20 protein-coding genes are annotated in these 20,480 nt (G+C 38.1%); 9 read left to right on the forward strand and 11 right to left on the reverse strand.

Going from position 1 to position 20,480, the window contains the following annotated elements; genetic code table 11:
• The 4 genes from BW142_RS15385 to BW142_RS15400 form a co-directional block, all read right to left on the reverse strand.
• The coding region (locus tag BW142_RS15385; RefSeq protein WP_171972334.1) for a transposase at positions 1 to 349 on the reverse strand (349 nt) is incomplete at its 3' end.
• Positions 350 to 696: 347 nt separating this feature from the next.
• A complete protein-coding gene (locus tag BW142_RS15390) occupies positions 697 to 1,134 on the reverse strand; it encodes an OsmC family protein (protein WP_008136991.1) in 438 nt (145 codons plus the stop codon).
• A 130-nt stretch (positions 1,135 to 1,264) separates the two neighbouring features.
• A complete protein-coding gene (locus tag BW142_RS15395; RefSeq protein ID WP_076925416.1) occupies positions 1,265 to 1,399 on the reverse strand; it encodes a DUF2256 domain-containing protein in 135 nt (44 codons plus the stop codon).
• 2 nt (positions 1,400 to 1,401) lie between these two features.
• A complete protein-coding gene (locus BW142_RS15400; protein WP_076925417.1) occupies positions 1,402 to 2,925 on the reverse strand; it encodes a deoxyribodipyrimidine photo-lyase in 1,524 nt (507 codons plus the stop codon).
• 115 nt (positions 2,926 to 3,040) lie between these two features.
• Between BW142_RS15400 and BW142_RS15405 the strand changes: the two genes are divergently transcribed.
• The 6 genes from BW142_RS15405 to BW142_RS15430 all read left to right on the forward strand — a co-directional run bounded on the left by BW142_RS15405 (position 3,041) and on the right by BW142_RS15430 (position 10,060).
• On the forward strand, positions 3,041 to 3,649 hold the full coding sequence (locus BW142_RS15405; protein WP_076925418.1) for a flavin reductase family protein: 609 nt from the start codon (positions 3,041 to 3,043) through the stop codon (positions 3,647 to 3,649).
• Positions 3,650 to 3,692: 43 nt separating this feature from the next.
• A complete protein-coding gene (locus BW142_RS15410; protein ID WP_076925419.1) occupies positions 3,693 to 5,624 on the forward strand; it encodes a S9 family peptidase in 1,932 nt (643 codons plus the stop codon).
• A 75-nt stretch (positions 5,625 to 5,699) separates the two neighbouring features.
• Positions 5,700 to 7,361, forward strand: coding sequence for a YHYH protein (locus BW142_RS15415; RefSeq protein ID WP_083707594.1), 1,662 nt, complete (start codon positions 5,700 to 5,702; stop codon positions 7,359 to 7,361).
• 9 nt (positions 7,362 to 7,370) lie between these two features.
• Complete coding sequence (locus BW142_RS15420) at positions 7,371 to 7,901, forward strand: hypothetical protein (protein ID WP_076925420.1); 531 nt, start codon at positions 7,371 to 7,373, stop codon at positions 7,899 to 7,901.
• Positions 7,901 to 9,346, forward strand: coding sequence for an ATP-binding protein (locus tag BW142_RS15425; protein WP_076925421.1), 1,446 nt, complete (start codon positions 7,901 to 7,903; stop codon positions 9,344 to 9,346). The genes BW142_RS15420 and BW142_RS15425 overlap by 1 nt, the downstream gene beginning before the upstream one ends.
• Positions 9,347 to 9,385: 39 nt before the next feature.
• Positions 9,386 to 10,060, forward strand: a complete 675-nt coding sequence (locus BW142_RS15430; RefSeq protein ID WP_076925510.1) for a response regulator — start codon at positions 9,386 to 9,388, stop codon at positions 10,058 to 10,060.
• 24 nt (positions 10,061 to 10,084) lie between these two features.
• Here BW142_RS15430 and BW142_RS15435 read toward each other — a convergent pair whose 3' ends face one another.
• Positions 10,085 to 10,942 (reverse strand): PA4780 family RIO1-like protein kinase, encoded by an 858-nt coding sequence (locus BW142_RS15435; RefSeq protein ID WP_024604677.1) that lies wholly within the window; start codon positions 10,940 to 10,942, stop codon positions 10,085 to 10,087.
• A gap of 311 nt (positions 10,943 to 11,253) precedes the next feature.
• Here BW142_RS15435 and BW142_RS15440 point away from each other — a divergent pair, with 311 nt between their 5' ends.
• Together BW142_RS15440 and BW142_RS15445 are read left to right on the forward strand one after the other, a co-directional pair.
• Positions 11,254 to 11,529 carry an EF-hand domain-containing protein gene (locus BW142_RS15440; protein ID WP_076925422.1) on the forward strand — a complete coding sequence of 92 codons (276 nt, stop codon included), beginning with the start codon at positions 11,254 to 11,256 and terminating at the stop codon, positions 11,527 to 11,529.
• Between the two features lie 12 nt (positions 11,530 to 11,541).
• On the forward strand, positions 11,542 to 11,997 hold the full coding sequence (locus tag BW142_RS15445; protein ID WP_076925423.1) for a hypothetical protein: 456 nt from the start codon (positions 11,542 to 11,544) through the stop codon (positions 11,995 to 11,997).
• Between the two features lie 88 nt (positions 11,998 to 12,085).
• On the opposite strand, the gene BW142_RS15450 is transcribed toward BW142_RS15445, so the two are convergent.
• From BW142_RS15450 to BW142_RS15470, 5 genes are all read right to left on the reverse strand, one after another.
• Positions 12,086 to 13,465, reverse strand: coding sequence for a VCBS repeat-containing protein (locus tag BW142_RS15450; protein ID WP_076925424.1), 1,380 nt, complete (start codon positions 13,463 to 13,465; stop codon positions 12,086 to 12,088).
• Positions 13,466 to 13,985: 520 nt separating this feature from the next.
• Positions 13,986 to 15,926 (reverse strand): EAL domain-containing protein, encoded by a 1,941-nt coding sequence (locus tag BW142_RS15455; protein WP_076925425.1) that lies wholly within the window; start codon positions 15,924 to 15,926, stop codon positions 13,986 to 13,988.
• A 262-nt stretch (positions 15,927 to 16,188) separates the two neighbouring features.
• Positions 16,189 to 17,034 carry a glutathione-dependent disulfide-bond oxidoreductase gene (gene yghU, locus BW142_RS15460; RefSeq protein ID WP_076925426.1) on the reverse strand — a complete coding sequence of 282 codons (846 nt, stop codon included), beginning with the start codon at positions 17,032 to 17,034 and terminating at the stop codon, positions 16,189 to 16,191.
• 77 nt (positions 17,035 to 17,111) lie between these two features.
• Positions 17,112 to 17,693, reverse strand: a complete 582-nt coding sequence (locus tag BW142_RS15465; RefSeq protein ID WP_076925427.1) for a rhomboid family intramembrane serine protease — start codon at positions 17,691 to 17,693, stop codon at positions 17,112 to 17,114.
• A gap of 116 nt (positions 17,694 to 17,809) precedes the next feature.
• On the reverse strand, positions 17,810 to 18,493 hold the full coding sequence (locus tag BW142_RS15470; RefSeq protein ID WP_076925428.1) for a type 1 glutamine amidotransferase domain-containing protein: 684 nt from the start codon (positions 18,491 to 18,493) through the stop codon (positions 17,810 to 17,812).
• A 157-nt stretch (positions 18,494 to 18,650) separates the two neighbouring features.
• Here BW142_RS15470 and BW142_RS15475 point away from each other — a divergent pair, with 157 nt between their 5' ends.
• Complete coding sequence (locus BW142_RS15475) at positions 18,651 to 19,574, forward strand: LysR family transcriptional regulator (protein ID WP_076925429.1); 924 nt, start codon at positions 18,651 to 18,653, stop codon at positions 19,572 to 19,574.
• Between the two features lie 31 nt (positions 19,575 to 19,605).
• On the opposite strand, the gene BW142_RS15480 is transcribed toward BW142_RS15475, so the two are convergent.
• Positions 19,606 to 20,340, reverse strand: a complete 735-nt coding sequence (locus tag BW142_RS15480) for a dienelactone hydrolase family protein (RefSeq protein ID WP_076925430.1) — start codon at positions 20,338 to 20,340, stop codon at positions 19,606 to 19,608.
• Positions 20,341 to 20,480 lie beyond the last annotated feature (140 nt).

Here is a 20,480-nt window from a genome sequence, read left to right on the forward strand (position 1 = left end):
GCTCCGTATCTGCATCAATTGCTAAAGTTGAATGCGCATATAGCGTTCTTGTTTTTGATGGTTTTCCTAATGTATTTGCACAGTTCACATCGCCTAATTCTTTGCAAACACTGTGTTTAAATGTCAACCCTGAATCGGCAATCGCTTGAGGAGATATTTTCTCATTTCTAATGAAACGATAAGCGGCTTCAATTTTGGCGGGTGTATCAGAAGCCTTAACAATTGAGCTGTCTGCATTCTCAGCCATATCGCTTGCTAGTACAGCTAATCGTCGGGTGCGTCTCGGATCCCCTAAATTAGCGTTACCAAAAATTAATTGAGCCCATTCTTCAGAAGTGTTTGTGTGCATACGATAAATCCATGAGTGATGATGATCGATTAGATCACAGACTTATCGATATTCAAAGACTTGTGTATAAGAGACAGACCTACAACCATGTAGGCAACAAAGAGTCAATCGTCCCTAGAAAGAACCCAAAGGGCAGCGCATGTTTGGCATCTATGCTGCGTTATCACCTATTAATGGGGAATAACCACACAACATAGGCTCTGCCTAGCCTAAATACCAAGCACATTGCTGTAAATTCAACCACCAAAGAACAACACGCCCTAGAGATACTTCTTTATAATAAAAAAGCCAAGTAAATATTTACTTGGCTTGTTTAGTAAGGGACTGTAATAGTTAAGTCTAAATAGTTAAAATGCTGATTGAAGTGTCGCATCTAATGATATTTCAGTATTTAAGAGCTTGGAAATAGGACAGTTCTTTTTGGTTTGCTCGCATAAGGCTTGGAACTGCTCATTTTGAATATCATCAATACGCGCTTTTACTTCAAGGGCAATATGCGTAACCGAAAAACCATCATCTACTTCATCAAGGCTTACAGTGGCTTTAGTATCAATTTTGTCTGCAGTAAAGCCTGCATCACCTAATGCAAGCGAAAGCGCCATACTAAAACATGCACTGTGCGCTGCACCTACTAATTCTTCAGGATTTGAGCCTGCCTTATCTTCAAAGCGGGTATTAAAACCGTAAGGTTGTTTGTTAAGCGCGCCACTTTGAGTTGATATACTACCTTTGCCTGTTTTAATGTCGCCAGACCATGTAGAACTTGCCGTTTTTTTAATAGTCATCATCTTCTCCTTGCTTGGGTGTAAGCTTTTCAGGTTAGTTAAGCGTTATTTACAAAATAAACTTATATAAAGCCTTAAAAGCACTAATTACTGATGATGTTGCAAAATAGACGCCAGTTAATTGTTACTCTTATTTATTACGTCTGCAGCGCTCTGAACAGTAAATAACGTTATCCCAGTCGCGTTGCCATTTTTTACGCCACGTAAAAGGTTTATTACAAAGAGGGCATATTTTTTGAGGTAAGTTTAGTTTTTTATGCGTCATGCTTACTTAGTCTCACTATTACTTTCAGTGTTATTTTTATTTCTTACTTGGCTTGTTTTTGGTGTAATTGCTACGTGCCTCCTAAGAATTTTCCCTATGGCGCGTTTAACATCGGCTCGCTCACGATATTGCCATAAGCGTTCGCGTGCTTCTTTTGAGGCTGCTGTTAAATCAAGCATGGGTTCGGGATAATCCTCCCCTAATTTAAAGTCGTTAAAGAGTGCTTCCATTGGAGTTTGCTCCCAAGGCTGATGTAAATATTCAATAGGGAGTTTTTCAAGCTCTGGGCACCACTTTTTAATAAACGAGCCTGTTGGGTCTTGATCTTCTGACTGCTTAATTGGGTTGTAGTGCCTAATGGTGTTAATGCCTGTTACCGAGGCTTGCATTTGAATTTGCGGGTAGTGAATTCCGGGCTCAAAATCTAAAAAGTAATTAGCGAGCGGAAAGCTTGCTTGCTGCCAACTTATATTTAAATGATGGGTTACAAAGCTTACAAGCATGGCGCGCATTCTAAAGTTTATATAACCGGTGGCTTTTAAGCAGCGCATGCAAGCGTCAATAATGGGAATACCTGTTTGACCTTGCGCCCAGCGTTCAATATCGTTTTTAACATGTTCATCATCGCGATACGGAAATACGTGATAACCCGAATTAAGGGCTAAAAATTCCATAGAGCATTCGCTTTCAAACTTTTGCATAAAGTGGCAGTGCCAATGCAAGCGCGATACAAACGCAGCAAGTGGGCGCTTCCAGCCTCTTTTATCGGGATGCTTTGAGTGATATTCATCAATTGCCATTTGATACACTTGCCTAAGGCTAATGTTCCCCCACGCTAAATAAGGCGAAAGCCGAGAGCAATGGGTTTGGCTTAAACTTGGGCTCGATATTCCTTTTTGATAACCTTTACCGCGCTCGGTAAAAAAGCTCTGCATTACTTGGCGTGCATGCAACGGGCCGCCTTGTTGAAAGCTGTCGTGATCTTGCGTGTAAGCGCTTGGCAGCTCAGGTGCTTGGTAGTTATTGAGGGTAATTGTTTTTATACTCTTCCAATTAGGAACAGCAATAGGTGCTTGCATTGTTTGCTGCCAGCGTTCATTCCAATTATTACGATTTTTTTTGCCGCGAATAACCGCGCCTGTTTGCGACTCTTGCCAATTAATGTGGTTAAGCTGGCACCATGCTTTTATTGCCTTATCGCGATCAAAGGTGTTGTTTAAGCCTATTTCTTGATGACTAAAAATATTTATTATTTCAAACTGTGCCTTTAACGATTCAAGTAAATCGTTCATATTTAAATTAAATATATAAACACAGGTATTAAAACGAGCAAGCTGATTGTTTAACTCAACTATAGATTGATATACAAAACGCCAATGTCGCTCATTGTAGTGCGCATCTTCAAGCAGTAATGGTTCAAAGTTATAAAGTAATAGGGTAGGTAAGCCATTACTAAATGCATTTTTTAATGGTTGATGATCGCTAAGACGCAAATCACGTTTAAACCACACGATATTTATTTTCATATAATTTGTGTATTGCTTTAAATGTAAAATATATTTAGTTTGTTACTAAACTGACATATCTCATACGTAACTAATTCAAATTACGACTTAGTTTTAGATATTAAAAAGGAAAAACATGTTTTTAGATTTAACTGTAAATAAAGAGCTTAATGTTTATTCGTATTTAGTTGGCGGGATTAGTCCTCGCCCAATTGCATGGATAAGTACATTAAGTAGCGACGGTGTGGCTAATATTGCCCCTTACTCATTTTTTACAGTAGCGAGTTGTAACCCACCAGTATTGAGTGTGACGCAAGTAAATCCGAGCGATAAAGCAATCAAAGATACATTAATTAACATATTAGCGACTAAAGAATGTGTAATTAACATTGTGAGCCATCAGCAGGTTGAAAAAATGAATCAAAGCTGTGCTAATTACCCTAGTGATGTGAGTGAATTTGATGCTGCAAATATATCTAAAATTGATAGCCAAATGGTCGCAGTGCCGAGTGTTGCTGATTCAAAAGTACGCTATGAGTGTAAGCTACGTGAAGTGATTACTATTTCAAGCGAGCCAGGTGGCGGGCAAATGATGCTACTAGATATAGTGGGTATTTGTGTTGACGATGAAGTGTTTGTCGATGGTTATATTGACCCAACACTTTTAGATGCGGTAGGTCGAATGGGTGGGGATTACTATGCAACCACTAAAGACAAGTTTTTGCTTAAAAGGCCGCAGTTGTGAAATAATAGTTTACTTAGGAACATAATAATAAAAGGATTTACGAATGCTTAAGTTCATTTTAACTTTGTTAATTGCTTTGCAAAGTTTTGGCTCTATTGCCACACAAGATAAAAAATTACCTATAGAAGTTTTTGCCGGCTTAAAAGATTTTAGCCAAGTTAAGCTATCCCCCAATGGTAAGAACCTCGCTTTTGTAAGAAACCATGAAGGGACTTTAATCTTAATCGTTAAAAACTTGGAGACGGGGGTTACTACACCAATTATAAACTCAAATAACCATACAGTATTTTTTGATTGGTATAACTGGGCAAATGATGACGTATTATTGCTTGGTGCTCGTTATATAAAGTATCAATTTGGCGGAGTTAAATATACATCAACGCTTATGTATGCGTATAACTTTAAAAATGATAAAGGCCTTAAATTAGCTTTTAAAGCCAACACAGTACGAGATGAGATCCAGCCACAATATTCAGACCGAATTGTTAGTTTTTTACCTGAAAAAGAAAATAAAATTTTAGTCGAGGGGGATTTTAAAATAGCAAATACCCCAGCAGTTTATGAGTTAGATTTAACTACATTACGTAAGACTCAAATACAAAGGCCACGCAGTAATGTAGTTACTTGGCTTGCCGACAGGCAAGGTAAAGTTCGTATTGCAAAAAAAATGGACGATACGCAATTTACTTACGATTATTTTGATGAGAATAAACAGTCGTGGGAAACATTATTTGATTATGAAGTTTTTAGTAAGCAAAGCATTTCTATATTAGGGTTTGATAAAGACTCTAATTTTTTATATATCACTGCGTTACATGAAGGGCGCGATGCATTATTTAAACTCAATTTAACGACTAAAGCTCGCGAGCTAATTTACAGTAATAGTAAATATGATTTTGATGGGGCTATTTTTTATTCACAACAAACTGGCGAAGTTGCAGGCTTTACTGATTCCCATTTAGATGATGGTATTAAATATTGGGATAAAGACTTAGATAAATTACATCGATCTTTACGCGTATCACTCCCTAAAGATGAATATAAATTAAGTATTGTAAGTACCAGTAAAGATCAGCAAAAATATATACTTTATATCAGTTCAGACAAAACCTCTGGTAGTTATCTATTTGGGGATAGAGTTAAAAAGCAGGTGAGTGCAATCGCTGATGTTTACCCGCAAATAGATTCCTCTGTATACAGAGGAAAAAAACGCATTAGCTATAAGGCAAGAGATGGCTTAAAAATAGAAGGCTATTTAACTCTACCTGTAGAATATAAAGATGGTGATAAGTTACCAACAATTATATTTCCACATGGCGGCCCTATGGCAAGAGACTATGCCAACTTTGATTACTGGACAGCTTTATTAGCCTATAACGGATATGCTGTTTTACAGCCTAACTTCCGTGGTTCAAGCGGCTATGGGTACGACTTTTTAATGCAGTCAATTCAAGGTTTCGGTTTAGCTATGCAAGATGACTTGCAAGACGGTGCAAACTGGTTAATTGACCAAGGGATAGCGCAAGCAGATAGCATTTGTATTGGTGGTGCTAGCTATGGTGGCTATGCAGCGTTAATGGCTGTAATTAAGCATCCAGAAACGTTTAAATGTGCAGCTAGTTTTGCTGGGGTAAGTGATTTAGAGTATTTAGTGAGTAAAGCACGACACTTTACAAACAAAAATATTGTTAGAAAGCAGTTTGGAACTGATGATGATTTGCTAGAAGCTAATTCTCCGGTGAATTTTGCTAAAAAAATAACAAGACCAATACTACTTGTGCACGGAACTGATGACAGTGTTGTACCTGTTTATCATAGTAGAGAAATGCAGGATGAACTTGATGATGAAGGAAAAGATGTTACTTATATTGAGCTTGAAGATGGTGACCATTACTTATCTTATCAAGAACACAGAGTTAAAACTCTTCAGGCATTTTTAGACTTTTTTGATAAACATTTGAAAAATAATAAATAGCCAGACTCCAGTTAAATAGCAAAAAGACAACTTAGGTTGTCTTTTTTGATCATAACTTTCCTTAGTTTGTGCACATTGCTTGCACTTTTACTTGTTAACTTTGTTTTATTAAACGTTAAAGTAAAGGTTCAAGCATTGAAAACACTTCTTAAAATAAAAGCCTCTAATGTAACTAAGCTATTTGCGTTAAGTGCGCTTTGTATCGCTTTAAGCGCATGTAATAGCGATTCAACAAGTACTACAACAGACGGCGATACAGCCAGTAATAGTGCTCCAACGGTTGACGCCGGTATTGACCAAACTGTTAATGCGGGTGATACCGTTTATTTAAGTTCAACAGTTGAAGATGATGGTGAAGTATCGGTTAGTTGGTCACAAACATCAGGCACTACCGTTAGCTTATCTTCAAGTACAGCAACGTCTACAGAGTTTGTTGCCCCAGAGGTATTAACCGATGAAGCACTTGTATTTGAAATCAGTGCAGATGACGGAACAAACGATGTAGTTGTAGATACAATTATAATTAATGTTGTTGCTTCATCAGGCTCTGATAGCGGCGCAGTTGATAATAGTGCAAAACTTACCAGCTGGTTGATCAACAACGATACAACCTCTACTTACATACAAAATAATGGTGCAGTGGTTGAAGATGTTCAATTAGTTGAAGTTGTTAGCGTTACACAAGATGATGCTGACGTTGAATACATGTATGTGCAAACAACTGACATTCCTAAATATGACGTAACGCTTACACAAGACCAAGTAGACGCGTTAAATAACCGTCCGCGTGCAGCTACTGATTTTTATAACGGTGTAACCTCAGCAGCAGCAGGTCAAACTATTTCGTTTGGTGAAGATATTGGCTATAACAGCAGCACTGAAAACTGTGATGACACAGGCGGGGCAGGTTATTGGCCTCCAGGACCAGGTTGCCCAACAGAACAAGCGGTTGAGGCGTATTTTCCGATAACACCTACCGATTTATCTGACACTGAAACTTGTGAAACAGGTTTAGGCACCGTTGGCTTAATGGTTAATGGCACCAGTATATTTAACTGGGGCGATGGTATGAGTTACGGTAATAATATCTGGTATACATTAGCGCCCATTGCTGAGCAATACGATGTTGATGTGTGTGGCGGGCATGCAGCTAACGGTGAATATCACCACCATTTTTACACTAGTTGCTTAGCTGATTTACTTGAAGATGATGGCGATGCGCATTCACCTATTTATGGGTTTGCAGCTGATGGTTATCCACTTTACGGCCCTTATGAAAGTAACGGTCAACTTGCATTAAGCGGCTGGGAAATGCGTGATTACGGCGCATCTACAAACGAAGGTGGTTGCGGTACTGAGGGCGAGCGAAGCTGTACTTTAGTTGATCAATACGATGTTAGCCAAGGTATACAAACAAGTGATGCAGGCCCTGCTATTGGCGCAGAAGTAACGACGCTCTCCGGTAATACATTAAATGCCGACGATGGGTTTTACTTTGAAGATTATTACTACGCACAAAAAACAGTAACCGGTGCTCAATTAGATGAGCATAACGGCCACGATACTAATGATGGCAAGGGTTATCATTACCATATAACACTAACGCTAGGCAGCGATGGTAAATTACAGCCTTCTTTCCCTTATCAAATTGGCCCGCGTTTTAAAGGTCAATTAGCTGATAATTCAATTGGTCACTGTGATACGGGCGAAACAATGGGTCCACCACCGGGTGTGTAAGGAGTAACTATGCGTTATTTTAAATACGCATTGATCCTAACTTCTGCTGCACTATTGAGCTTTAAGCTCTTTGCGCAGCAGGAAATGATGGATCATAGCCATATGCCTATAGCAGTGCCAAGTGATACGACAATTCCGGCATTAAGCCTTAAGTTATTAAAAGATAGTATGTCGGGTTATAACTTAATTTTAGATACTCAGCGCTATGACTTGTCTGTGCCGCCTGAGGGCGCAATGAACATGCAGCAAATGATGAGCGTTACTACAAACAATGACACGGGTTTTTTACAAGGTCATGCTCATTTATATATAAATGGGGTTAAAATACAGCGAATTTACGGACATGCATTGCATTTACCTGCTAACTTATTTAAAAGTGGTATAAATACCGTATCGGTTACTTTAAATAATCATGGTCATATGTATTGGACCGCCCAAGGCAAAAAAATAGTTGCTACATTGTATGTTAACGATCAAACCAAAGAGTTTATAACATACCGATTTGAAAGCTTTCCTAGCAAGGTTGAAAATACGCATTAATGAAAATTCATAATAAACTTTTTTTAATACTATTTAGTTTTACTTTTAGTGTTATTGCAGGGCTGGTGGTACTTATACAGTGGAGTATAGGGCAAGGCGTAATTGATTTTGTTAATGCAAAAGAGGTGAAAGCGCTTGAACCACTTGTTGTGCAACTAGCAAAGCAGTACGAACAGACACCCTCATGGGAACGTGTTGTAGGCAGTGGCGAAAATTTTAGAAAACGTGTTGAATCGCAGTTAGAAAGTAGCCAATTTTTACCTAGACCCCAAGAAGGGCCTGGTCCGCGTGGGCGAGTGATGCGACGACCGCCGCCAGATCATATGCGTTTTGGAGAGGATCGTCACCCACCGCCAGAAAATATTGCTCACTACGCTTTGCTTGACGAAAATAAACAGCGAGTAGTGGGAAAATACCTCAGCGATTTAAAATATATAACAACCCCAATTATAGTTAACGATAAAATAGTGGGTTACTTAGCTGTTTCTAAAAGAGATAGCTTGGTTGATGGCTACGAACTTGATTTTTTACAGCAGCAAACTAACTACTTATGGTTTATTGCTTTAGCTGCGGTACTGCTAACATTACTGGTTACCTTTTTATTATCTCGCCACTTAGTTAGTCCAGTAAAGCAAATTGCTAACGGTATGCATCGCTTAACGCAAGGTAATTACGAGACCAAACTTACGCTTGAGCGAAAAGATGAATTAGGCCAATTAAGCGAAGATTTTAATACCCTTGCATTTACACTCGCCAAAGACGAGCAAGTGCGTAAACGTTGGCTTGCTAATATTTCCCATGAGCTTAGGACGCCAATGAGCATTTTACTCGGTGAGCTTGAAGCTATGCTACTTGGCATACGAGAACCGAACGCAAAAAATATAAGTTCGGCTAACGATGAAGCCTTGCATTTAAAACGCTTAATAGACGACTTGCATATGCTCAATAGCGCAGAGTTAGGAGGTATGCACTACACTATGCAACCTACTGACATGGCGTTATTATTAAATACTATTGAGCAGAAATATCAGGTTGTGCTTGAACAACATTGTATAAAACTTTATCTATTAAATAGCGCTAAACACATAACTGTACAAGCAGACAAAACACGCCTTTTGCAGCTACTCGATAATATTTTAATGAACGCAGTACACTATGCACAATGTACAACTATTTCATTAACGGCTAGCAATATAAGTATTAAAGGGCAAACTTATTTAGAGCTTATAATCGAAGATAATGGCGTAGGTGTAGAGCAGTCGCATTTATCGCATTTATTTGAGTATTTATACCGAGTAGATAGTTCGCGTAATCGCCAAGAGGGCGGTTCTGGCTTAGGTTTATCTATTTGCCAGCATATAGTTAAAGGTCATAAAGGTGAGATCGCTGCAGAAAAAGCCAGTTTAGGCGGCCTAGCTATTATTATTAGATTGCCAACTATTTAGTTTATAAAAATAAAGTTGAGGTTACTTACAGAGATGCCTATGAGTGAACAAATACTGATTGTGGAAGATGAAGTAAAGCTAGCTAACTTAATGAGTGACTTTTTAAGTAGCCATCACTTTATTACTCATCAAATACATCACGGGAATGATGTATTACCTTGGCTTGAAATTAACAGGCCGAGTGTAATTTTGCTAGACATAATGTTACCAGGTCAAAGTGGTATTGAACTGTGTAAAGCAATCAGGCGCTTTTCAAACGTGCCTATTATTATGGTATCGGCAAAGGTAGAAGAAATAGATAGATTACTTGGGCTTGAATTAGGTGCAGATGATTATATTTGTAAGCCGTTTAGTTATGCTGAGCTGGTGGCACGCGTAAAAGCTATTTTAAGGCGATTAAATAACGCAAGTGATGTTACAGAGTCAACAATGAAGCTTGACGAGAGCAGCTACAGCGTAAAATACAAATCAAGCAGTATAGAGCTGACAAACTTTGAATTTCAGCTATTTAAACCTTTGTTTAACAACCCAAATCGTATTTATTCGCGTGATAGTTTGATGGATACTATGTATGCCGATCAGCGTATTGTGAGCCACCGTACTATTGATAGCCATATTAAAAAGTTGCGTAAAAAACTAGATGAAGTGACACAAACTGAAAGTGTTATCCAGTCTGTTTATGGGGTTGGCTACCGATTTGTGCATCCACAGTAAAATAGAATGAGCTATGACGATGAGTTACTCATCATCGTCAGCATTTTTAATTCGCTCTAAACGGTCAAACTCTTCGTATTCTGCTGCCTGAATTTCATCAAGAATAGAATCTACATCAGCAAGTTCGTCGCTGTCTTCAAATTCACCTGTAAGCGTTGAATTAGGCGTTAAGTTGGCCTCTTCAAATAGTGCCCACATTTCTTTAGCGTATTGAGTTTTTAGTATGCTTGGCGCAAATTCACCATAGTAGCGGCGGATGTTATTTACATCACGTGCAAACATAGCTTGCGCACTGTTATTTGCTGAAGCATTAACTGCCTGCGGTAAATCTATAATTACAGGGCCGTTATTATCTACAAGTACATTAAATTCGGATAAATCACCGTGTATTATACCTGCACAAAGCATAAGCTTAATGTAATGTATCATGAGTTTATACTGCTCAATCGCTTGCTCTTCACTAAAAACGACATGCCCAAGTTGAGGGGCTACGTTACCGTCCTCGTCCGACACAAGTTCCATAAGCAGCACGCCATCAATACAAAAGTAAGTGTCAGGAACACGTACACCTGCGCCAGCTAAACGAGATAACGCATCAACTTCGGCATTTTGCCAAATTTCTTCTTCTAATTGACGGCCATAGCTAGAGCGTTTACCCATAGCACGCGCTTGGCGTCCACCACGTACTTTTCGGCCTTCTTGGTATTGTGCCGCTTTTTTAAAGCTACGCTTAACCGCGTCTTTATACACTTTCGCACAGCGAATGTGCTCACCACAGCGGACAATAAATACATCGGCTTCTTTACCGCTCATTAGTCGGCTTATAACTTCGTCAATAAGGCCATCATCAACAAGGGGTTGTAGGCGTTTAGGTATTTTCACAGATTGCCTGCTAAGTAGGGTTGGTTATTAATCATTATTTATGAAAGTGCTCTGTATTTGTTTGTTTAATTGGCTCAAGCAGTATATCAGCTTTGAGAATTAAGGGCAGTAACACTACTGCCTGAGAGTAATTAATCGTATTATTTTATTAGCTTATATATTGATTGCAAAGCAATCAACCAGAACTTTTTAAATAAGTATTTAGATTACTATTTTTTATTAAAATAATTTATTACTTCCTCATTATTTGCACATTGTTTGCGTTTTTAAAGCGTAAGCTTAGTTTAATTCTTAAATACGAGGTTATTACTATGAAGCATTTTTCAACTCTTGCCACTGTGGCAATATTATCTATTGCTTTTTCAGCTAATGTAGCTGCTCGAGGCGGTGACAATCCTCCTGAAAAACCTGACTTTTCAGCTATTGATACTGATGGTGATGGCGTAATCAGCTTTGAAGAGTTTAGTGCAAAAAAACCGCCGCACGGCGATGCACAAACAATTTTTGATTCTATAGATGCTGATGGTAATGGTGAAATTAGTGAGCAAGAACTTAGCGAACATAAACCACCTCGTCGTGAACGTTGAAAGGATAATAAAATGATTAATAGTATTAGTGGTAGTTCTGCGAGTTTCATATCGCAACAAAGCAGCCAAGCTTCAAAATTAACAACAGAGCAAAGCGATTTTGTTAAAGAAACGCTTGCAGAGTTTAATGCAGAAAACTTAAGCGCAGAAGACGCGCAAAGTATTCAAGCGGCATTTAAAGAACAAGGTATTGAGCCAACAAAAGAGCTTGCTGATTTAATGAGCGAACTTGAGTTTGATGCTAAAAGTATAGGTGATGCAGGACGAGTGGAAGGTCAAAGACCGCCGCCACCGCCACAAAACTCATTAGAATCAGTAGATACAGACGAAGTAGTAAGCTACTTAGATGAGCTATTAACTGAGTATTCAAGCCAGTTGTCAGATGAAGATAAAGAATCAATCCTTGCATCAGTGCAAGAGAAGTTTGGTTTAAGTGAAGGCGATTCACTGCTAAATGTAACTGCTTAGGTGTTATAACTTAGAGTAAAGCTGACTGTTACTCGAAAGTCTTAAGTCCAAAGCCCAACGGTTAATTCTGTTGGGCTTTTTTAATGGCTTAATTTAAACGCGTTTCTATTTTGCTGGTGCCATCTTCTTCGGTAAATTTAAATACAAAATCTTTTTTACCGTCTTGGTTTATATCTACCAAAAGAATATCTTTATTATTCTTAGGCAGCGTTAACTTTAATTTTTTACGCTTATCATTTAGCAGTGAGTCTTGCTCACCATAATAAATATACAGTGTTTTTTTACTGTATTTGTATACTGCATCAATATAGCTGTCGCCGTTAATATCACCTAAATAGAGTGCTGGTTCGGAGTCATCGCCATTCATTCCCACTTCCATTTCTAAATCAAGTTCGATACTCGATTTATTGGCAAATGAGCCATCAGGTTGCTGCTTATAAAGATTCATTTCTACATCTACATCAGTACTGCCGCCGCCTAATGCCATAGACGCAATAGTACCTAAGCCAATATCCAAATCCATTTTTTGTAAATCAATTAAACCATCATTATTAAAATCTGTTTTGAGTAATAACTCGCTAGGGCCTTGTGTTTCAAATAAGGGAATGGGCGTATTACTAAACCCTTTAGCACTTCCTAGGTACAAAGTGTGCGCTATTTTTATATCTAACGAATCCATACCTTGCGTAGGTTTAAACTGCCTAGTTGTAAAATCTAAAAATCCGTCGTTATTAATATCAATAATTTGCTTTATTTTGCGAGTCTCGCCATTACTTAGCTCGCCTAACTCGATGTTAAAATTAATTGAGGTGAGCTTTTGCTCAAAGCCCTCTGAATTAGCAAGTAGTACATCTGCTCCAAAGTCATTTGAAAAAACCAGGTCGTTTAATCCGTCGTGGTTAAAATCAATAACGACAGGTTTATTGTTAATATTAACTTCTAGAGAAAGCCCTTTTCCTGAAAAGTGGCCTTCATACTTAGGCGTTTGCTTAAATTGGTTAGGCTTAAAGCTGCCATCTTTATTTTGAATGTATAAAGTACTGCTTGCTAACCCAGGAATGAAAATATCGCTTAGACCGTCATTGTTAGCATCGAAAACAAAGTCTACTTTTTCAAATTTATCTATTTTTAATTGATTTAGAACCGACTCATAATTAAACAACAGTGTAGGTTTACCAGCTTGGGCTTTGTATACGCCATCACTTGTTAGTACGAGTGCTTGTTTATCGGTAATGTTAGCAAGTGTAGCCACATCAAACCCGATGGCATTTTTTGGTAAAGCAAGTTCACTACTTAGTGATGTGAGTAAATTGATGGCTTCTAATTGTTTTGATTCTTTATTATATGCAAATAAAATCTCTGAATCGGTTGATACTAATTCATCCGTTGTTTTTATTGCCATTGTTTGAGCTATAGCGCTAATGGGAGTAATTAAAGTGATGAGTGAATAGCAAAGTGGTTTTATCATGCAAATTCCTTTTTTATATTTAGTTGTATCGTTACATTTTTATTATTCACTTATATAAGCCACATCAGCGCACAACTTAACGTAGGGTCTAGCGCTGGTGATTTGCTAATTAGCGTAAATTTAAACGTAATACACTTATGTAAGTTGGTTTATATTTAGCCTACGCTAATAACTATGTATCGGGTGTAAGTAATTGTAAGATTATGTTTTAAGGAGGGCTTGTTGAACTTTCAGGATTGAAATTTGTTCAACCCAAGGAAGATTTAATCGCGGCGTGAGGTTTGTAACCTAATAACAAAGAGTCAATCTCCCCTAGGCAGAGCCATTCGGGCAGCGCATGTTTGGCATTTATGCTACGTTATCGCCTATTTATGGGGAAGTACCACACTACATAGGCTCTGCCTTGCCTAAATACCAAACAGTCTGCTGTAAATTTAACCTCGAAAGATAAACAAGTCCTAATAAGAAAGGTAGCGCAAAACTAATATGGCAGTTAAGCGCTTTTAGCGGGTTTTGGCTGTTAACTACACTGTTTATTTTGCTCATTTAAATAGGCATCTACAAAATTTACTTCCATTGGTTTTGAAAAGTAATAACCTTGCAGGTGAGATACACCAATATTAGTAAGCGTGTTTGCTTGTTCAATAGTTTCAACGCCTTCGGCAACAACCGTAAAATCTAAAGATGAGGCCATTTGTACAATTGCATGAATAATACTTAACCCTCTTTTATCCATATTTTGAATAAAACTTCTGTCTATTTTTACTATATCTACACCAATATCAAGCATGCTTGATAGTGATGAATAGCCAGTTCCAAAATCATCAATTGAAATACAAAAACCTTGTTTTTGTAGTGCTTTAACGGCTGTTAAAAATGTGAGTTTATCCTCGGCAAATACTGATTCGGTAATTTCAATGTGTAGGTTTTTAGGCTCTACTTGGTAATTGTTTACTATTTTTAATACCTTAGTTACAAAATCAGGATCTTGCAGTTGAATAACTGATACGTTCACGCTCACTGCAATTTGGGGTTGTAAATGGCTAAACTTTTTAGCTTGTATGCAGGCTTGATCAATTACCCAAAGGCCTAATTGAGTTATTAAACCGTATTGCTCGGCAATAGTTATAAACTCATCAGGGAAAATATTTTCACCGTCTAATTGCCAGCGTAATAATGATTCGAAAGAGGTTACTTTTGATGTTTTACTATCTACAATTGGTTGAAATACTAGCCTTAAACTATTTTCTTCTATCGCATTGGCTAAGCGTTGACTTAAAAGATACTCTCTTTCTTGTTTTAATTTGAGTGAATCGTTATAAATATTGATATTACCTTTAGCAATGCGTTTTTGGTGATACATAGCAGTATCAGCAGAGCGAATTAAAGTATTTAAATCACTCCCGTGTTCTGGATAAATGGCAATCCCCATCGTTGCTGATATCCACTTTTGATATTTATATGTTTCATGCTCGGCACTAATACTTTTAAGTACTTTATTAGCAAATTCGATAAGCTCAGCTTGATTTTGATAGGTTGCTAAAATTAAAAACTCATCTCCGCCCCATCGACATTTAAAAAGTTGTTGGTTACATACATTACTAATTCTCAGTGCTATTTCTTTTAATACTTTGTCGCCTACTTTATGCCCCAATGAATCATTTATTTGTTTAAAGCCATCTAAATCTACAAATAATAAAGCAAAGGGTTCTTTAGGGTTATCTGCTAGTTGTTTGTTTGCATTTTTTAAAAATGCGGTTCGGTTTAATAAATTTGTGAGTGGATCGGTATTAGACAGGTGGTAAATTTCTTCAGTGCGTTGCTCTACCTTGTTTTCCATTTCATTAAGTAGCTCTCTGTTTTGGTTTTTGAGCTTGATTGCACTGTGTGTAAATGTGGCTGATTTGTAAGATGAAGCAATCATAATGGTGGCAAAAGTTAAACCTAACAGCCCCAATACGTGTTGGTAGTGATTGTTTGAAAGCGTTAGCAAAAAAGAGTAGGGCGCCAATAAAGTAAAACTGTATAAAACAGCGGTAAAACGACTGCCAGAAAGTAAATTTGCAGAGCCACCGGCAAGCGCTGATAAAATAGCAATGGTCGTAGTAACTTCCACCGTAGATGAAGTGCTGTGAAACCAAAGAGCATAGCCACACCAAGACACGGCTGTTGATATACAACCAATAGCAAAGCGATTTAAATAACAATGTGTATTGTAAGGTTGGCTAGAATTTTGATCTTTAAAAAAAAGACCCAAATCAATAATTCGTAAAGTAAGTACGCACATCATTATGCCTAACCATACTATTTTATCGTGGTTTGTTTCCTCATTATTTATATCAAAAGCAAATACCAAAGCAACGCTGACTAATACAGAGACTGCAATTCCGGAAATAGCATTTGAGTATAAAATTTTGAGCGCTTCTTTTCGCTCATTATTACTTAAATTGTTATATGGCACTAATTAAAACCTTTTTCAAAAACAACCCCTAGGGAATTAAGTAAACCATTTAGCAAATTCCACCAATGCAATACTGGTAATACAAAGAGCTTAATAAGCCTTTACGCAGCTAAATAAAACTTTAATGTAAAAGTAAATATAGTTTACGGAAGGGATAAAAAAAGTTTAAAAAGTAAAAAGGCCCAAAATAAATATTTATTTTGAGCCTTAAAATTATCAAGCAGGTTAAAGTCTTAAGAACTTTACTTGCTGTTCTATAGATTTAACCTTCGAAATCGCTATCGTTATGGCGCTCTGCCATTTGCTCTTCTTCAGGGCCCCATGTGCGATTTACGCGGCGGCCGCGCTTTACAGCAGGGCGAACAGCAACTTGTTTTGCCCAACGAACAACATGAATGTATGAGGCAACATCTAGAAACTCTGCGGCATCATATAAGTCGCCTAAAACAAGCGAGCCATACCATGGCCAAATTGCAATATCGGCAATTGAGTATTCATCACCTGCCATGTATTCATTTTCGCTTAAATGGCGATTTAACACGTCAAGTTGGCGTTTAGTTTCCATTGTAAAACGGTCAATAGGGTATTGCATTTTACTTGGTGCGTAGCTATAAAAATGGCCAAACCCACCACCTAAGTAAGGTGCTGAGCCCATTTGCCAAAATAGCCAGTTACGACACTCTGTTTTAGCTTTTAGATCTTTAGGGATGAGTACATCAAATTTTTCAGCCAAATACTGTAAAATAGAACCTGATTCAAAGATGCGAGTAGGTGGCGTGGTTGAATGATCCATTAGCGCTGGGATTTTTGAGTTTGGATTAATATCAACAAAGTCAGATCCAAACTGATCGCCATCACCTATGTTTATTAAATATGCGTCGTAGTCTGCATCGGTGCAACCAAGCTGTAAAAGCTCTTCAAACATGATTGTAGCTTTTTGGCCATTAGGTGTCGCAAGAGAATAAAGCTGAAATGCGTGCTCACCAATAGGTAGGGTATTGTCATGAGTCGCGCCTGCAATTGGGCGGTTAATGCTGGCAAACTTACCGCCACTTTCACTTTCCCACGTCCATACTTTTGGGGGCGTGTATTCGTTTTTATCACTCATAAATAACCTCTGTTAGATGAAATACATATATGGTAAATGTGGCCATAAAAAATTAATTAAAGGCCCTAATATTTAATTTACCGACCTTTCAATTTATCGGCTTTTGCTAATCTATAACCTAAAAACAATCCGCTTAGCGCTCCAAATAAATGGCTTTCAAACGATACATGATAGCGCTGAGGTAAAACACCCCATATAAAACCGCTATAAAGTACAGCCACTGCAACAGCAATTATAATTGATTTTAATGAGCGTCTTACTAAGCCGTAGCATAGGATAAAACCCCACAAACCATATATAACACCGCTTAAACCAACATGTATGTTACCGCGCCCAAATGCCCAAACTAACAGCCCACCAACTAGAGCGGTAAAAATAAATACGTTATAAAAACGTTTTACGCTGTACTGGCAAATTAGCCAACTTAACACTACAAATGGGATCATATTACTGGCGAAGTGCCACCAGCTACCATGTAAAAAAGGTGCGCATAGTATGCCAATTAACCCTTGGATACTGCGTGGATATATGCCTAAACCATTTAGGTTTATGCCAGGTAGACTATTAATCACTTGTAGTACGAAGCAAATAACAACAATACTGAAAATTGCGAAGCGGGTACTAGTTAGTAATGACAGTGTGGTTGGCTTGGTTGCCATATAATTACCCTAATTGACTTTAAGAGTTGCCAGTATAGGAATTGTATTTGCTAATGAAAAGCAATTAAAAAAGCACAGCATAAAATGCTGTGCTTAATTTTAATTATTACTCACTATTAACCTAATTTAGTTAATAGTTTTTTGGCTGCTAGTTCAGAGCTTGCTGGGTTTTGGCCGGTAATTACTAAACCATCTACTAGCGCTAATACACCCCAGTCGTCAGTTTTTTGATAATCGCCGCCTTTTTTGATTAGCTCATCTTCAACTAAAAATGGCACGATATCGGTAAGTTGCACTGCAGCTTCTTCAGAGTTAGTAAAACCAGTTACTTTTTTACCCGCTACTAGTGCATTGCCATCAGCATCTTTAACATTTAAAAATGCAGCACTTGCATGACATACCGCAGCAACAGGCTTTTGCTCTTTTACAAAGCTTTCGATAAGTGAGATTGAATCAGTGTTGTCAACCAAGTCCCATAATGGACCGTGACCGCCTGGGTAAAATATAGCATCAAAGTCGCTTGAGTTCACTTCACTCAATACTTTAGTGTTTGCCATAAGTGTTTGTGCTGCGCTATCTGCGTCATAACGTTTTGTTGCATCTGTTTGAAAATCGACAAGTGTACTTGTCGGGTCAATTGGTGGTTGGCCGCCAGCTGGAGACGCTAATGTTACTTCAACGCCTGCATCAACAAATGCATAGTAAGGGGCTGCAAATTCTTCTACCCAAAAACCTGTTTTTTCGCCAGTGTTACCAAGTTCTGCGTGAGATGTAAGAACCATAAGTATTTTTTTAGACATTGAATATATTCCTTCTGATGATTTGAATTAGTTTATCTTGCTTACCAATTACTATATGCACTAACAGAGCTTTAAACAACGGTGATAAATTTAACTTTATTAGTTTAATAATTGATACAATAAGTGGGTTGAATTTAAAATACGCTACGGAGCACACATGAAGGTGTCGTTTGAGCAGTTAAAGAGCATGGTCGTATTTGCGCAAATTGTAGAGCAAGGCAGTTTAACCGCTGCCGCTAAACAGTTAGGGCTTACGCGAGCCGTAGCAAGTTATCATTTAAAAAAGTTAGAAACTCAGCTTGAAGTTACTTTATTGAATCGATCAACTCGTACCATGGCACTCACTGAGGCGGGCATTGCTTACTATGAACGTTGTAGAATAATTACCGAACAAGCTAATGCGGCTAACCAACAAATAGAAAATATAAAGAGTGAGCCACAAGGTTTACTTAAAATTAGCTGCCCTGTAAATGTAGGAATGCAGCTAATTGTGCCCGCAATAAATACGTTTAAGCGCCAATACCCTAAAATTCAAATAGACTTACAACTTACTGACGATGTGGTTGATATTATTAAAAATGGGTTCGATTTTGCAATTAGAGGCGTGGCACTTAGCGATTCGAACTTGCAAGCAACCAAGCTTACAACAATGAGTACCTGCATTTGTGGTGCACCAGATTATTTTACACATTTTGGGAAGCCTAAAACCCCTTTAGAATTAGCAGATCATCAATGGGTGGTTTATCAATTGGGCAGTAAAACCTTAACGCTTTCAAAAGATGGCAAAAAACACGATATTACAATGCAAGGCGGGTTAAGTACTAATAACGCAGCTGCACGTACTGCCTTTGTAGAAGCAGGGCATGGCATTGGGCGTATTCCGCTTTACGATGCGTGGCCTAAAGTACAAGCAGGATTACTTGAAATAGTGCTAGATGATTATAAAAGTAAAGATATAGAGCTTTATGGTGTATTTCCGCCAGGAGCTGCGGGCTCTAAAAAACTACGATTATTTATTGATTACTTAAAAGCCTATTTTGTAAAACAGCATACCGCTTTAGGTATGCTGAAAAGTGTTTAATTATTTCGTTTTTAAAGCATTTATAAAATACTTATAAAGTACGGCTAAATAATGCCACCGCTTGTTGATACATATGAATTGCAAGGGCTGCATCGTATCGCTCACCTTCATCACGCATAAAGGCATGCTGCGCGTTAACTTCTTGCCATTGGTAATTAATGCCCGTGCTTACGCATTGTTGGTATATTTTAGTACGGCCTTCCTTTGGCACATGCGGGTCTTGTTTACCCCATATAAAGTGAATTTCGCCTTGTATATCAGCCATGCGTTCAAATGAGTTGTTTCCAGCTTGTGCAGGCAATGTGTCGCTGTGAATATCAGTCGCGTATAAGCAAAAAGCCGCTTTAATTTCAGGGTTTAGTGCCGCTCTGTAAGCTAAATGCCCTCCAATACATACGCCCATTGCGCCGACGGTGCCTGTGCAATAGCTTTGCAATCTAATGAAGTCGATCATAGTTTGTGTGTCGCTGTCGTGGTGCTCAAGTGGCTTTGCCCACTTGTCGGCATTGCCTTTGTCTTTACCTGTATCATCATAAGCAAGCACAGTGCCTATAGGATTTAACTCATGAAACACTTCAGGCACTAACACTACAAAGCCATGGCTTGCTAAAATAGCTGCGCTGCGTGCAATAGGTGCAGTTTGCTGAAATATTTCAGAATAAAAAATAATAGCAGGGAACTGTCCTTGTGCCTGAGGGCGATATACTGTTGTTCGCATTAAACCTGTAGGTGTTGGCAAGTCTGCATTATGTTGTTGAATTATCATAAAAGCGCTCAGTTAAATAAAATTATATATAATGATATGGTAACTGAGCGCGATAAAATAAACGACTTTTGTTGTTGAGTATTTATACCAACCTGCATAAATCTTTGATCAATTTAACGAGTTAAATTTCACTATAACGT

Origin of the sequence: Pseudoalteromonas sp. EB27, assembly GCF_001974875.1 — a bacterium.
Classification (GTDB): Bacteria; Pseudomonadota; Gammaproteobacteria; order Enterobacterales; family Alteromonadaceae; genus Pseudoalteromonas.